This is a genomic window from Nonomuraea sp. NPDC049028, assembly GCF_043197735.1.
Classification (GTDB): domain Bacteria; phylum Actinomycetota; class Actinomycetes; order Streptosporangiales; family Streptosporangiaceae; genus Nonomuraea.
Window position 1 is genome coordinate 113243 of the sequence record NZ_JBICTR010000011.1, and the last position, 15089, is coordinate 128331.

The 15089-nt window shown below is 71.1% G+C and carries 11 protein-coding genes; 3 read left to right on the forward strand and 8 right to left on the reverse strand.

Features of this window, described 5'->3' with window-relative positions; translation table 11 throughout:
- Positions 1 to 209: 209 nt before the first annotated feature.
- Positions 210 to 2198 carry a hypothetical protein gene (locus ACGFJ2_RS39525; protein ID WP_393477322.1) on the reverse strand — a complete coding sequence of 663 codons (1989 nt, stop codon included), beginning with the start codon at positions 2196 to 2198 and terminating at the stop codon, positions 210 to 212.
- Positions 2199 to 2391: 193 nt separating this feature from the next.
- Between ACGFJ2_RS39525 and cofD the strand changes: the two genes are divergently transcribed.
- From cofD to ACGFJ2_RS39540, 3 genes are all read left to right on the forward strand, one after another.
- The gene (gene cofD / locus ACGFJ2_RS39530; protein ID WP_393477325.1) at positions 2392 to 3330 is read left to right on the forward strand and encodes a 2-phospho-L-lactate transferase; all 939 of its coding nucleotides are present in this window, start codon (positions 2392 to 2394) and stop codon (positions 3328 to 3330) included.
- A 5-nt stretch (positions 3331 to 3335) separates the two neighbouring features.
- Positions 3336 to 4616 carry a coenzyme F420-0:L-glutamate ligase gene (locus ACGFJ2_RS39535; protein ID WP_358180071.1) on the forward strand — a complete coding sequence of 427 codons (1281 nt, stop codon included), beginning with the start codon at positions 3336 to 3338 and terminating at the stop codon, positions 4614 to 4616.
- Positions 4617 to 4704: 88 nt separating this feature from the next.
- A complete protein-coding gene (locus tag ACGFJ2_RS39540) occupies positions 4705 to 5436 on the forward strand; it encodes a lytic polysaccharide monooxygenase (RefSeq protein ID WP_358179832.1) in 732 nt (243 codons plus the stop codon).
- A gap of 66 nt (positions 5437 to 5502) precedes the next feature.
- Here ACGFJ2_RS39540 and ACGFJ2_RS39545 read toward each other — a convergent pair whose 3' ends face one another.
- From ACGFJ2_RS39545 to ACGFJ2_RS39575, 7 genes are all read right to left on the reverse strand, one after another.
- Positions 5503 to 7251, reverse strand: coding sequence for a substrate-binding domain-containing protein (locus tag ACGFJ2_RS39545; RefSeq protein ID WP_357949015.1), 1749 nt, complete (start codon positions 7249 to 7251; stop codon positions 5503 to 5505).
- Positions 7252 to 7330: 79 nt separating this feature from the next.
- Positions 7331 to 9889: a bifunctional FO biosynthesis protein CofGH gene (locus ACGFJ2_RS39550; RefSeq protein WP_393477328.1), complete on the reverse strand. Its 2559-nt coding sequence runs from the start codon at positions 9887 to 9889 to the stop codon at positions 7331 to 7333.
- 49 nt (positions 9890 to 9938) lie between these two features.
- A complete protein-coding gene (locus ACGFJ2_RS39555; RefSeq protein WP_393477331.1) occupies positions 9939 to 10805 on the reverse strand; it encodes a DNA-3-methyladenine glycosylase family protein in 867 nt (288 codons plus the stop codon).
- A 201-nt stretch (positions 10806 to 11006) separates the two neighbouring features.
- Positions 11007 to 12098 carry an NDP-sugar synthase gene (locus ACGFJ2_RS39560; protein WP_357949007.1) on the reverse strand — a complete coding sequence of 364 codons (1092 nt, stop codon included), beginning with the start codon at positions 12096 to 12098 and terminating at the stop codon, positions 11007 to 11009.
- 20 nt (positions 12099 to 12118) lie between these two features.
- Complete coding sequence (locus ACGFJ2_RS39565) at positions 12119 to 13237, reverse strand: glycosyltransferase family 1 protein (RefSeq protein ID WP_357949005.1); 1119 nt, start codon at positions 13235 to 13237, stop codon at positions 12119 to 12121.
- 94 nt (positions 13238 to 13331) lie between these two features.
- Positions 13332 to 14231, reverse strand: coding sequence for a lysylphosphatidylglycerol synthase domain-containing protein (locus tag ACGFJ2_RS39570; protein ID WP_393477334.1), 900 nt, complete (start codon positions 14229 to 14231; stop codon positions 13332 to 13334).
- Complete coding sequence (locus tag ACGFJ2_RS39575; RefSeq protein ID WP_357948999.1) at positions 14228 to 15055, reverse strand: class I SAM-dependent methyltransferase; 828 nt, start codon at positions 15053 to 15055, stop codon at positions 14228 to 14230. Before ACGFJ2_RS39575 ends, ACGFJ2_RS39570 begins: the two co-directional genes overlap by 4 nt.
- Positions 15056 to 15089 lie beyond the last annotated feature (34 nt).

The following is a 15089-nucleotide window of genomic DNA, read 5'->3' on the forward strand; positions in this document are numbered from 1 at the left end:
GTGGAGTCAAGCGGCATGCCGGTATCCGGGGAAAGACCAGATCTCGCCCCGGTGTGCATGGCATGTGATGTTCGCACCCCGGCCTCGTCCCTGTTTCCATGGCGTTGGCCTGGGGTGTTGCAACGTCTGGCAGTGGTCCGAACCGTACCAGGGCGGGAGAGACTTCCGCCCGTGGCCCACCTTCTCTCTAGCCGTGCTTTAACGGTCTCTTACCTGCGTGGCTCGTTGGGGCTGTATATGGCCGTGGGGTCGATCGGGTCGTCTCCCTGCCGGGGCGCGTCGCCACCCAGCGCGTCACCACGGAACATCGACTGGTCGAGCCGGACAGTGGACTCCGCCGGGTGGTCGCCCCATCCGGCCGCCTGGGGCTGCGACTGGTGGTGCGGCTGGTAGGGCTGCGGCTCGTACTGAGCCGGCTGAGGCTCGTAAGGGACCTGATGGGCGGGCGCTTGGTGGGCGGGAGGCTGCGTCGGGTAGCCCGGCTGCTGTTGCTGCGGGTGCCCGAAGGGGTCGTCGTACGGCCTGGCCTGCTGCTGGCTCGCGTAGTCGGGAACGCGCAGGTCGGAGGGGGCGCCGGCCGCCGAGTGCTGGTAGGTCTCGGCCTGCTGGTAGGCGTCCAGGAGCTGCTGGGAACGCGGGTCCACCGGCGGGTCGGGCTCCTGGTAGGCGGCCGGGGTGGCGTACTCGTGACCCGAGAAGCCGGTGAAGGGCTGGCCCTGCGGCTGGCTCTGGGGCTGGCCCTGCGGCTGGTCGAAGGCGTTGTGGCCGAAAGGCTGCTGGCCGAACAGGGGCTGCGGCGGGGCTTGGTTCTGCGCCGGGGGTTGAGCCGGGTCGGCGGGCGCCCACGGGTTCGGCTGGCTGTCGACCGTCTGGTAGGCGTTCGCCTGGCTGTCCGCGGGAGCGTAGGTGTTGGGCTGGCTGTCCGCGGGGACGTACGAAGCCGCCTGGCTGTCCAGTGTGCTGAACGGGATCAGCTGGTTGTCCGGCGTGTTGTACGGGACCGCCTGGCTATCCGGGGTGTTGTACGGGACCGCCTGGCTATCCGGGGTGTTGTAGGTGATCGCCTGGTTGGCCGGTGTGTTGAACGGCTGGGAGAAGGCGCTCGGCTGGCTGTCCGCGGGGACGTAGGGGGCGGGCTGGTACTCGGGCTTCGGCTGGTGGCCGCCGTCGGGCGTCGGGAAGCTCGGGTTCGTCTGACCGAAGCCGGGCTGGGGCGTGGGGAAGCTGGGATCCGTCTGGCCGAAGCCGGGCTGGGGCTGAGGCGTGGGGAAGCCGGGGTCCGTCTGGCCGAAGCCGGGCTGGGGCTGAGGCGTGGGGAAGCCGGGGTCCGTCTGGCCGAAGCCGGGCTGGGGCTGGGGCTGGGGGAAGCCCTGGTCTGGCTGGTCTCGGTCGGTCGTGGCGGGGAATGCGACGGTGACCGGCTGGGGGGTCGAGGCCGGCTCAGGAGCGTAGGGGGGCTGCTCGGGCTGGCCGCCGAAGCTGGGCGGCTGCTGGCCGTAAGCGGGCTGCTCGGGCGCGCCACCATAACTCGGCGGCTGCTGACCATAAGCAGGTTGCTCAGGCTGGCCGCCGGGGCCCGGAGGCTGCTGGGCGTAGCCGGGCTGCTCGGGCTGGCCGCCATAGCTGGGGGGTTGCTGGCCGTAAGACTGCTGATCGGGGGGTTGCTGACCGTACGGCTGCTGCTGGCTGGGGGGCTGCTGACCGTAAGGGGCGTTGGGGAACTGCTGGCCGTACCCCTGCTGGGGCTGGACGGCGGGGCGGTCGGGCAGGACCTGTGGGAGCAGGTAGACCAGCGCGATGGCCGTCAGCGCGAGCACCGGCACGCCCCTGATCACGAACTCCGCCGTCAACCGCGCACCGCTGCCCGCGAAGAGCCCGAGGATCAGCGTGATCGCGCCGAACAGGGTGGCGATGCCGAGCATGGCCGCCGCGCCGAACGCGACCGGCTTGGCCTGGGACGACGGTGTGCCGACCTTGGTGAGCAGCACTACCGAGCCGAGGAGCAGCGCCGTGGTGACGGGGCTGGTGAAGTTCGCGAAGTTGCTGAAGGCACGGTCCGCGAAGGAGAGGTCGGCGACCACGGAGCCCGAAGAGCTGACCAGGACCTTGCCGATGGCCACGAGGATGTTCAGTCCGCCGCCGGCGAGCATGAGCCAGGCGGCCGGCTCCCTCAGCCGGGCGACGTCAAGTTTGCTCACAAGTACCCCCATCGGACCCTTTGGCCCGAAGGGAGTTTGCCACATCGATGACTTTGGCGGCGGATGTCCGAGCAACCTCTTACGTGCTAGACGTCCACATAAAGCATGGTTTGCTGGGTTTTTCGGAGACCGAAGCGTTGTAAAGCCGCCTCCCGAGACAGGCGTGTCGGTGGCCGGTGCGAGACTGGTCCGCATGCACATCGTGTCCCTCGCCGGCGGCATCGGCGGCGCCCGCTTCCTGCGTGGCCTGCGGGCGACGGCCCCCGACGCCCAGATCACCGTCATCGGCAACACGGGCGACGACATCACCCTGTTCGGCCTGCGCGTCTGCCCTGACCTCGACACTGTCATGTACACCCTGGGCGGCGGCATCGACGAGGAACAGGGCTGGGGCCGCGCCAAGGAGTCCCATGCCGTCAAGGAGGAGCTGGCCGCCTACGGGGTCGAACCGCAGTGGTTCGGGCTGGGCGACCGCGACTTCGCCACGCACATCGTCCGGTCGCAGATGCTGGAGGCCGGCTACCCGCTCTCCCAGATCACCGAGGCGCTGTGCGCGCGCTGGCAGCCGGGCGTGCGCCTGCTGCCGATGAGCGACGACCGCTGCGAGACGCACGTCGTGGTCTCCGACGAGCGCGGGCGGCGGGCGATCCACTTCCAGGAGTGGTGGGTACGCCTGCGCGCCGCCATCCCCGCCGAGTCGATCGCGCTGGTCGGGGTCGAGACCGCCAAGCCGGCGCCCGGCGTGCTGGAGGCCATCGCGGAAGCCGACGTGGTGATCCTGCCGCCGTCCAACCCGGTGGTGAGCATCGGCACGATCCTTCAGGTGCCGGGCATCCGCGAGGCGCTGCTGGCCAAGACCGTGGTGGGCGTCTCCCCCATCATCGGCGGGGCGCCGGTGCGCGGCATGGCCGACGCCTGCCTGACCGCGATCGGCGTCGAGACCAGCGCCCAGGCGGTGCTGGACCTCTACGGCGCGGAGCTGATCGACGGCTGGCTGGTCGCCGAGGAGGATTTCGGCGTCGCTCTCGACGGGGTCAGGGTGGAGTCGCGACCGCTGATCATGCACGACGCCGACGCGGCGGCCGACATCGCCCGCGCCACCCTCGACCTGGCCCTGGAGCTCGCCCGATGACCCCCATGAGTCCGGCCGGTCGTGTCGAGGTGTTCGGAGTCCCGGGCATCGGTGAGGTGCGGCCAGGTGACGACATCGCGGCCCTGCTCGGCGACGCCGACCTGCGTGACGGCGACATCCTCGTCATCACCTCCAAGATCGTGAGCAAGGCCGAGGGCCGGGTCCGCCAGGCCCCCGACCGCCTGGCCGCCATCGCCGAAGAGACCGAGCGCGTGGTGGCCAGGCGCGGCGACACCGTCATCTCGCAGACCCGCCACGGCTTCGTCATGGCCGCCGCCGGGGTCGACGCCTCCAACACCGCCCCCGGCACGGTCCTGCTGCTCCCCGAGGACTCCGACGCCTCCGCCCAGCGCATCCGCGCGGCCCTGGCGACCCGCGCACGGGTGGGCGTGATCATCTCCGACACCTTCGGCCGCCCGTGGCGCCACGGGCTGACCGACGTGGCGATCGGCGCCGCCGGCGTGACCCCGCTCGAAGACCTGCGCGGCGGCGCCGACACCCACGGCAACCCGCTCAACGCCACCGTGACCGCCCTGATCGACGAGATCGCCGCCGCCGCCGAGCTGGTCAAGGGCAAGCTCGCGGGCGTGCCCATGGCCGTCGTACGCGGCCTGTCCCACCTGGTGACCGAGGAGGACGGGCCGGGCGTCCGGGCGCTGGTCCGGCCGGCCGACGAGGACATGTTCCGCTATGGCTCGCGTGACGTGGTGTTCGCCCGCCGGACGATCAGGGAGTTCTCCGCCGAGCCCGTCGACTCCGATGCCGTACGCCGGGCGGTGGCGGCGGGCATCGCCGCGCCGGCGCCGCACCATACGACCCCGTGGCGGTTCGTGCTCGTGGAGTCGGCGCAGACGAAGGTGAAGCTGCTCGACGCCATGCGTGATGCCTGGATCGCCGACCTGCGGGCCGACGGGTTCACCGAGGAGTCGATCACCAAGCGGGTCAGGCGCGGTGACGTGCTGCGCAACGCCCCCTACCTGGTCGTGCCGTGCCTGGTGATGGAGGGCTCACACACCTACCGTGACGAGCGGCGCAACGCCTCCGAACGCGAGATGTTCATCGTGGCGACGGGCGCGGGCGTCGAGAACTTCCTCATCCAGCTGGCCGTCGAGGGACTCGGCTCGGCGTGGGTGTCGTCCACGATGTTCTGCCGCCCGGTGGTGCGCGAGGTGCTCGACCTGCCGGAGTCGTGGGACCCGATGGGCTGCGTCGCGGTGGGCCACGCGGCGGCCCCGCCCCGGGACCGTCCGCCCCGCGATCCCCAGGACTTCATCCTGACGCGCTGACAGCCAGTCAAAGGCAGTCAAGGGGCCATTTACCGTTAATAAGGTTTCCTTTACATTCGGAGCATCCCCCCATGTAAAGGAGCACTCCATGAGAAGGATGCTCACGTTACTCACCGTGGCGGTGGTCTCGATCGCCGCCATGGTCTACGTCGCCGAGCCGGCCCTGGCGCACGGCTACATCAACTCCCCGCCCAGCCGTCAGGCGTTCTGCGCGCAGGGTCAGGTGCCCAACTGCGGCGACATCATCTACGAGCCGCAGAGCGTGGAAGGGCCGAAGGGGCTGCGTAACTGCCACGCCAACAACGCCCGCTTCGCCCAGCTCAGCGACGAGTCCAAGCCCTGGCCGGTCACCTCGGTCGGCAACTCGGTGACCTTCAGGTGGACGCTCACCGCCAGGCACTCCACCAGCACCTGGGAGTACTTCATCGGCAACACCCGGGTCGCCTCGTTCAACGACGGAGGAGCCCAGCCACCGGCGACGGTCACCCACACCGTGAACTTCGCCGGCTACAGCGGCCGGCAGAAGGTCCTGGCGATCTGGAACATCGCCGACACGTCCAACGCCTTCTACTCCTGCGTCGACCTGAGGTTCGGCGGCGGCGGCGGGAACCCGACCCCCACGCCCACTCCGACCCCCACCCCGACGCCCACGCCGACCCCGACGGTGACCTCGCCGGGTGGCACCTGGGCGCCGAATGTCGCGTACGCGGTGGGCGCGATGGTCACGTACGCCGGGCTGTCGTACAAGTGCATCCAGGCGCACACCTCACTCCCCGGATGGGAGCCGCCGAACGTACCGGCGCTATGGCAGCGCGTCTAGCGCGGAGTTCACGAGCGAGCGAGGGGGTGCCGGGGCTTCCCGGCGCCCCCTCATTACGTGTCTTCCTCAATACGTCGTCGGCTTGCAGGTGGGGTGGCACAGGCGGCGGGCGAGCGCGGCGAGGAAGACGTCGATGATCTCGTCCGGCTGCTGGGCGATGTGCAGGGAGCCGTTCGTGACCGACGTGATGTCGGACAGGCTCGCCCGGTCCGCGTTGCCGAAGGCGATGATGACGATCTGGATGGGCTTGTTCGGGTCCCACTCCTCGCGGAGCTTGCTGATCAGCTGCGGCAGCTTGATGCCGCGACCGTCGTCCTTGCCCGCGGTGATCACCAGGAGCGTGTTGTTCATCTCCGCGCGATACTTGCCCGCGACCTCGTGGAAGCCGCCGAGTATCGCGTCGTAGAGCGAGCTGTCACGGTCGGGATGCGCGGTGATCGTGGTGGTGAGCTGGTCGAGTACGCTCCTGCGGACCAGCTGGCCGCTCTCGGGGCGGTTGATCGGTCCCATGCTGACGCGCTGCTGGTAGCCCTTGGCCTGGCCGAGCCCGACGGCGAACTCCCACAGCCCCATGTACGTGGTGTCGGGGAAGAGCCGCAGCCCGATCTTGGCCGCGGCCAGCGAGACGCCCAGCCGGGTGGTGTCCTTCAGCTTCTCGGCCATGTGCTTGGAGGTGTCGGCGAGCACCAGGATGTTCGTCGGCGGCGCCAGCCTGCTCCACGCCTGCAGTGCCTCGTCGATGTCCTCGGGCGACACCGAGGGCCGGGTCTTCGGGGCGCCCGTCGGGATCTCCGGCCCCGGCGAGATCGGGCCCTGCGCGCCGTCGCCCGAGTGGAAGCCGGCCCGCCGTACCAGATCCTGGGCCTCGGCGCCGCGTAGCCAGTCGGCGAAGAGCGTCGAGGCTTCGGCGACCGTGGGGTCGGTGGCGGTGACGACGTACGGGTAGTCGAGATTGATCGTGCCCTCACGCGGGCGCAGCGCGACGACCGGGTCGGCCGACGGCTGCTGGTTGTGCGTCCACACCGACTGCTCGGGCACGATGACCACCGGCCGCTGCCAGAACGTGTGGTCGTCCACGGCGGCCAGCATCGAGCGGTAGTCGGGCGCCGAACCCGCCTGCGCCCAGCGGACGAACGCGGTCAGCGCCTTGTCGGCCTCGGGCCCGTTGCCCACGACGTCCCTGGCGGCGGCGACCGTGGCGATGCCCGCGCCGACCAGCGACGGGTCGGGCACGCGTACGATGTCGGGCTCGTTGGCGTTGGGCGTGAGCCGGCCCCGGACGGTGGAGGGGAAGACCATCCGCCAGTTCATCTCGGTCTTGCCGACGGAGAAGCGCTGCGCCAGCGACGACCGCGTGGCGAACACCAGCGGCGACGTCGCCACCACGCTCTCCCCCGTGGGCAGCGCGCTCGCGCCCTGCTTGCGGGCTAACCGGATCCAGGCGGAGGAGTCGGCGATCCAGCCGTCGGGCCGCTCGCGCAGCACGCCGGCCCGGTCGCCGATCAGCGTACGCAGCACGGTGGCCGGAGGCTGCTCGGTGACCTGGACGAGCACGCACCGGCCGCCGATCGAGTTCTTGGCGTCGTTGAACTTCCCGGCCGCCTCCATGGCCGCCGGAGCGATGTCCACCGCGGCGGCCACGCTGACCAGAACAGGCTCTCGTGTCGTGCACAGCGCGCCGGCTCCACCGAAGAGCACGACCACGGTGGCGGTGACGATGGCCAGCGCCCCCGCCCCCGCCAGCAGGCCGCGTTGCAGTGCCTTCCTGCGGCGCTGCTCGGCGGGCAGCGCCGCCCGGTGTCGACCCAGCCGCACGGTGCACCTCTCTTCGGGGACTGCCGATTCTTCCAGCGCCGCCCACGACTGGCGCAAGACTCGGTAGAACTTGTTATAACTACGCCATCGGGAGTACCCGCCTGACGCTCTGGCAGACACCGTCGCTCGCCGCCGACGCGGCCAGCCGCTCGTCGTCGGGCCGGCCGTACTCCGTCGTCCGCTGCCGCACCGGCCGGCCGGTGACCTCGACCATCGCGCGCAGCTCGCTGATCGTCTTGTACGAGCCGTTCTCCGACCCGGCCATCCGGCTGATGGTCTCCTCCATCAGCGTGCCGCCGAGGTCGTTCACCCCGCCCTGGAGCACCTGGTGGCACAGGTCGTCCTGGAGCTTGACCCAGGAGCACTGGATGTTGGAGATCGCGCCGTGCAGCAGGATCCTGGCCAGCGCGTGCACGGCCCGGTTCTCCTGCGCGGTCGGGCCCGGCCGGGCGACGCCCGCCAGGTAGATCGGCGAGCTGGTGTGCACGAACGGCAGCAGCACGAACTCCGAGAACCCGCCGCTCTCCTCCTGCAGCCGCCTGATCAGCTTGATGTGCCTGACCCAGTGCACGTGGGTGTCCACGTGGCCGTACATCATCGTGGACGTCGTCGGGATGCCCACCCGGTGCGCGGTGGTGATGACGTCGATCCACTCCTTGGTGGGCAGTTTGCCCTTGGTGAGCACCCAGCGGACGTCGTCGTCGAGGATCTCCGCCGCGGTGCCCGGCAGCGAGTCGACGCCCGCCTCCTTGGCCGCGTGCAGCCAGTCCTCGATGGACAGGTTCGTCCGGCTGGCGCCGTTGATGACCTCCATCGGGGAGAAGGCGTGCACGTGCATGCCCGGCGTCCTGGCCTTGACCGCCTTGGCGAGGTCGAAGTAGGCGGTGCCCGGCAGGTCGGGGTGAATGCCGCCCTGCATGCACACCTCGGTCGCCCCGGCCCGCCACGCCTCCTCCGCACGGTCGGCCACCTGGTCCAGGCTGAGCGTGTAGGCGTCGGCATCGGTCCTGCGCTGGGCGAACGCGCAGAAGCGGCAGCCGGTGTAGCAGACGTTGGTGAAGTTGATGTTCCTGTTGACGACGTACGTCACCTCGTCGCCGACCGCCTGCGCGCGCAGGTCGTCGGCGATGCGGGCCAGCTCGTCGAGCGCCCCGCCGTCGGCCGACAGCAACGCCACGGCCTCGGCCTCACTCAACCCCGCCGGATCCGCCTCCGCCCGCCGCAACGCCGCCCGCACCTCGGACGGCGTATGCCCCCCAGCCGCGCCGGAGTCCAGGCGCTCGCGCAGGGCCTCCCAGTCTCCGTAGACGTTGTCGAAGTCGTCGCGCCGGTCGTTGGTCCGGCCCGTCGTGTCCACCTCGACGTGCAGATCCACCCGTCCAGAAGCCGCGAATCCCCCATCCGGCTCCTGCCACGGCCGCCCCTGGAGCACCGCGTCCTCCCGCGCCAGCCCCGTGACCGGATCCGCCAGCGCCGCCACGTGCGCGAACAGCCGAGGGTCCAGCCACGGCTCCCCCGCCAGCACATACTCCGGATAGATCGTCAGCCGCTCCCGCAGCTGGAACCCCGCCTCCCCGGTCCGTGCCGCCAGGTCGTCGATCTGCGGCCACGGCCGCTCGGGGTTGACGTGGTCGGGCGTCAGCGGCGACACCCCGCCCCAGTCGTCGATCCCGGCCCGGATCATCAGCTCGTACTCGGCGTCGACCAGGTTCGGCGGCGCCTGCAGCCGTACCCGGGGCCCCAGCACGAGCCGGGCCACCGCGATCGTGGCGGCCAGCTCCTGCAGGTCGGCGTCCGGCAGGCCGCGCATGGCGGTGTCGGGCTTGGCGCGGAAGTTCTGGACGATGACCTCCTGGACACCGCCGTACTCGCGCGCCACCCGCCGGATCGCGAAGATCGACTCGGCTCGGTCCTCGATGGTCTCGCCGATGCCGATCAGGATCCCGGTGGTGAACGGCACGTTCGAGCGGCCCGCGTCCTCCAGCACGCGCAGCCGTACCGCCGGATCCTTGTCCGGAGACCCGTAGTGGGCCGCCCCCTTCTCCTCGAACAGCCGCCGCGAGGTCGTCTCCAGCATCATGCCCATCGACGGCGCGACCGGCTTGAGCCGCTGCAGGTCGCGCCAGCTCAGCACGCCGGGGTTCAGGTGCGGCAGCAGCCCGGTCTCCTCCAGCACCCTGATCGCCATCGCGCGCACGTACGACAGCGTGTCGTCATAGCCGTGCGCGTCGAGCCACTCGCGGGCCTGGTGCCAGCGGTCCTCGGGCCGGTCCCCCAGCGTGAACAGCGCCTCCTTGCACCCCATCGCCGCCCCCTGGGCGGCGATCTCCAGCACCTCGTCAGGACTCAGGAACGGCGCGGGCAGCTTGTTCGGCGCCGTCGCGAACGTGCAGTAACCGCAACGGTCCCGGCAGAGCCTGGTCAACGGGATGAACACTTTCCTGCTGTACGTGATGACGCCCTCCCTCCCGACCGCTGCCAATCCGGCATCCCGGATCCGGGAGGCGTGTTCGAGCAACGCGTCAAGGTGCTCATCGCGGGCGTGGAGCAGCACGGCCGCCTCGGTGACGTCGAGGGTCTTGCCGTCGCGGGCCCGGGCGAGAGCACGGCGGAGTGCGGAATCACTTACGAGACTCATACCGGCACACTACGACGGGCTGGGTTCACGACCCGCACCTAGGGGAGGGTCAAAAGGCGCGGTAGTCGCGCACCGGCATTCTCGGCCCGCGCGCGGGCGGCCGCAGCCCGGTGAGGTAGATCAGGACCGTCGCCCGGTGCCGGTGGCCCATGTAGGGCTCCAGCAGCCGCATCATGCCAGGATCGTCGGTCTTCTCGCCGGTCAGCGTGTAGCCCACCAGCGTGGCCAGGTGGAAGTCGCCCACGCTCACGGCGTCGGGATCGCCGAAGGCCCGCTGACGCACCTCCGCCGACGTCCACACCCCGACGCCCGGCAGGGCCCGCAGCAACCGGTCGAGCTCCTCGCTGGTGGCGGCGGCCTCCAGCTTGGCGGCGTGCCAGGCCGCCGTGGCGATCGTCCTGGCCCGCACCGCCTCGGCCCCGGCCCGATGCCAGTGCCAGGACGGCACCTCCCGCCACACGCCCGTCTCGGGCACGACCCGCATCCCGTCGGGCGCGGGTCCCGGCGCGGGCTCCCCATAGCGGTTCAGCAACCACCGCCAGGCCCGCCACGCCTCACGCCCGACGACCTTCTGCTCGAGTACGGCCGGCACCAGGGCCTCCATGACCCGGCCGGTCCTGCCGATGCGCAGCCCCGCGTGCTTCCTGGCCACGTCCTCCAGCACGGCATGCCGCACGCTGAACCCCGAGGCGTCGTCATCGGCCCCGAGCAGCGCGGGCAACGCCTCGAGCAGCCACGCGGCGCCCGGCCCCCATGCCTGCCCGCACACGCTCCCCGCCCGCACGCTCACCCGCAGGGTGCCAGGGCCGTCGGGGGTTCGGGAGGTGCGCCACACGGCACCGTCGTGCGTGGCGCGCCAGGTGGGATCGCCGGTGCCGCGCCGGTGCGGCCCCAGCACAAGGCCCAGATCCAGCACACGCCCAGGCTCCCACCACCGCTCCATCACCCCTACAGTCTGCCGTCCCCGTACGCCTCCGGGCGCCGGTGGCCCTTGTCAGGGGCGCGCGTATCGGCGGCCGGCCACGTGCGGGTTCAGCGGGCGTATTCCTGGAGGCCCCCAGCCCTGTATGGCGGGTGGCGGGTGCCCACCGCTTGCCGTACAGGAAGAAAAAAGGGTTTAGACGTCGCTTGAATAGCGAACAGCGCGCTCAGGAAGCTCGATGCCAGGCCAAATGCGTACACCTGCCTGGAGTTCGTTGCCCGGGCCCACCACCGCGCCGTCGCCGATCACCGCGTCGCACACCACCGCGCCCGCGCACACCCGCGCCCCCCGGCCCACCACCGAGTCCGTCACGGACGCGCCCGCGTGGATCACGCAGTCGTCGGCCAGCACGCTGCCCAGCACCGAGGCGCCCGCCTCGACCACGACGCGCGCCCCCACCGTCGAGCCGCCCTGCACCTTGGCCTCCGGCGAGACCACGGCCCCGTCGAGCGCCAGGTATTCGCCGGTCGGGCCGGGCAGCGCGGGCGAGGCCAGCCGGCCGAGCACCAGGTCGCGCGAGCCGCGGACGAACGCGGCGGGCGTGCCGACGTCGAGCCAGTAGGTGCGGTCGGCGTAGCCCAGCACGAGCTCGCCCGACTCGATGAGCCCCGGGAAGGTCTGTCGCTCGACGGACACGACCTCGCCCCTGGGGATCTGGTCGATGACCGAGCGGGTGAACACGTAGCAGCCCGCGTTGATGCGGTTGGTCACCGGGTTGGGCGTCTTCTCCAGGAAGTCGGTCACCCGCCCGTCGTCGTCGGTGGGCACGCAGCCGAACCGGGTCGGATCGTCGACCTCCGTCAGATGGAGCGTTACAGCAGCGGAACGGTCCACATGGGTGCGAACCTGGTCGCCTATGTCGTGGCCGGACAGGATGTCGCCGTTGAGTATGAGCACGGGATCGCCGGGACCCGAGGTGAGCGCCTCGGCGGCGTTGCGGATCGCGCCGCCGGTGCCGAGCGGCGTCTCCTCGGTCATGTACTCGAGCGAGAGCCCGAACGCCTCCCCGTCACCGAAGACGGGCTCGAACATCGAGGCTTTGTAGGAGGTCGCGAAGACGATCCGGCGCACCCCGAAGGATCGGGCACGGGCCAGTTGATGTGCCAGGAACGGCACTCCGGCGGTGGGAAGCAGCGGCTTGGGCGTGCCCAGTGTCAGCGGACGCAGGCGCGTGCCCTGCCCTCCGACCAGGAGGATCGCCTCAAGGTCTGGCAAAGAGCTCTCCATCACTCGGTGAGGTTATCCAACTATTCGATCGCGCGCTGGTAGGAGCTGAGATGCGCCTCCACGGACGCTTCCCAGGTGAACTCGCGGGCTCTGGCCAGACCCGCCTCGCGTAGCTGCAGCCGCCGCTCGGTGGAGGCGAGCAGCTGGCCCAGCTCTCTGGCGATGCTGTCGGCGTCGGGCTCGGTGTAGGCGACCGCGTCGCCGCCCACCTCGGGCAGCGAGGTGCGGTGGGTGGTGAGCACCGGCGCGCCGCAGGCCATCGCCTCCAGCACGGGCAGCCCGAACCCCTCGCCGCGCGACGGGAACGCCACCACGACCGCCCCGCCGAGGAACCCCGGCAGGTCCGGGATGCTCAGGTAGCCCGGCCGCACCACCTTGACGGTGGCCTCGACCTCCCGGCAGGCCTCGTCGACGTCGTCCTCGTGGACCCCGCCGCCGAGCACCAGCGCGGGCGGGTGGTCCAGGCTCTTGACGGCCATGGCGAAGCCGCGGATCAGGTTGGGCACGTTCTTGCGCGGGTCGAGCGCGCCGAGGAAGGCCACGTACGGCTGGCCGTGCAGGCCGCACCTGGTGACCGCGCGGAGCATCTCGGCGTCGCTCGGCGGGTGGAAGACCCGCTGGTCCACGCCATGGTAGGCGACGTCGATGCGGGTCGGATCGGCGGCGAGCACGCGGATCAGCTCGTCCCTGGTCGCCTTGGACGGCACGATGACGCGGGTGGCGTGACGTACGGAGGTGCGGGTGGCGGACCTGAAGAACGAGGCCCGGACCGGGCTGTGCTGGTCGGGCTCGGTGAACCAGGTGACGTCGTGCACGGTCACCACCGTGGGCAGGCCCGCGCGGATCGGCATCGAGTAGTAGGGGGCGTGGATGACCTGCGCCCCCGCCTGGCGGGCGAGCAGCGGCACTCCGGTCTGCTCCCAGGCGAGCCTGGCCGCCCGGTTGGTGATGGCGACGGGGCCCGGCATGATCCGGGCCGAGGGCGCGAGCCGCCCATAGCGGTCGGCGTCGGCGCGCTGGCAGACCACCGCGAGGTCGGCACCCGCCCGGTCGAGACCGGCGACGAGCCCGTCCACGTATCTGATCAACGCCCCACGGTCCGCGGGGACCGCCGCGGCGTCGACGAGCACTCGAGGCATTACGAAGATCTTCTCCCCTCAAGATCAACGTGGGACCTTTCGCCCCCCTCTACGGTTCAGCTTATGACCACTGAGCCCCAAATCGTGGTCCAAATCACACCGAGTCGCGCCGAGCTGCGATTCCCGCCATACCCGCGCAGATCAGGTCGCCAATGACGATGACGATCCGCGATGAAAGAGCCACGGCGATGGCCGGCCCGGCGGGCATCACCGGCGACAGCACGCCCACCATGACCACTTCCCGCACACCGGCACCGGCGGGAACGACGAACGACATGATGCCCAGGGACCACGACAGGGCGAAGGCGCCGATGGCGAAGAGCAGGCCGCTCTGCGGCACGATGAAGTAGAGGTGCACGCCGTAGGAGATCCAGCCGGCCAGGGCCCAGCCGAGCGCGGTGAGCATGCCGCGCCGGGTCAGCCGGCGTTCGAGGGGCTCGCGCTTGAGCTTACGCAGCCCGAACCCGATCAGCCCGTTGATCACCTTGGGCTCCAGCAGCACCAGCAGCACGGGGACGAGGAGCAGCAGCCAGCCGAACCGGTCCCAGCCGAGCGTGGCCAGCGTGACGAGCAGGCCGCTGGCCAGCTGGATCGGCATCATCAGGAAGAACGCCGCCGCGCTGCGCGGGCGGGGCACGCCGAGGTCGCGGCCCATCTCCATCTGGGCCAGGACCGGCCAGACCGCGCCGGGGATGTACTTGCCGAGCTGGCCGACGAAGAACACCTTGGCGGCGGGGCGCAGGGGCAGCGGCGAGCCGAGGTCGGCCAGCAGGGTGCGCCAGGTCATCATGGCGCACAGCAGCGCGGCCACCACCCCGACCAGGGAGGCGGCGAGCAGCGGCCAGCTCAGCCGGGCGAACCCGGCGACCACGGCGTCCCACTGCGACGCCACGGCCCACCCGCCGAACCCGAGGGCGACCAGCAGGAACCCGAACCGCACGGCCTTCCGCAAGCCGGGCGCCTTGCCGGATGTGCCGGGCTTGATGGTGCTCACAGCGGGCGGACCCGCTCGGGCGGCTGCGGGAGGTCGGCGCCCGCCGGGCGCCGGGGCGTCTTCGTCGCCACCCACAGGTAGGTGGGCACGATCGGCAGGAGCAGGCGCAGCACCGCGCGCGGGGTGCGCGCCAGCACGGTTCGCACCACGCGGCCCAGCGCGCCGGGGAACAGCTCGGACCCGGCGAACCGCGTCGGCGTGGCCAGCACCGGGAAGGTGTAGTCCCACACGTGGAAGGCCCGCAGCATCCGGCGCAGCCCGCGCCGGGTGCGGTAGCGCTCGTAGTAGTGGTCGGCGCGACCGAAGGCGCGCACGTAGCGGTCGGCGAGCGCGGGCGGCAGGTAGGACAGGAAGGGCAGCTTGTAGTGCGGCTCCATGACGCCGAGCCGGTTGCCCAGCCCCAGGTAGAGCACGCCGTCGTCGGACAGCACCCGGTGCATCTCGGCGACCACGGCGTCGGGGTCGACCACGTGCTCGTAGATGTGGTTGAACACCAGCACGTCGAGCGAGCCGTCGGGGAAGGGCAGCGCGGTGCCGTCGCCGCAGACGAACGCCACCCGCTCACCGAACCGGTCGGCCGCCTTGCGCAGCCCGGGCACGTCGATGTCGATGCCCAGCGTGTGCTCGGCCCCGGCGCCGGCCAGCTCGTCGGCGATGAACCCGGCCGAGCAGCCGACGTCGCCGACGGTCAGCCCGCCGAGCGGGCCGTGGAAGTGCTCCACCACCGCGATGATCTTGGCGGCCTTGCGCCGGCGTTTCTCCTCGTCAAGCATCGCCGACTGGAACTCGGAGTACTCCAACTGCGCGACCCGTTCCTTACCCACGCCGCCCAACAGTACCCGCGTACGAGAGGCGCCG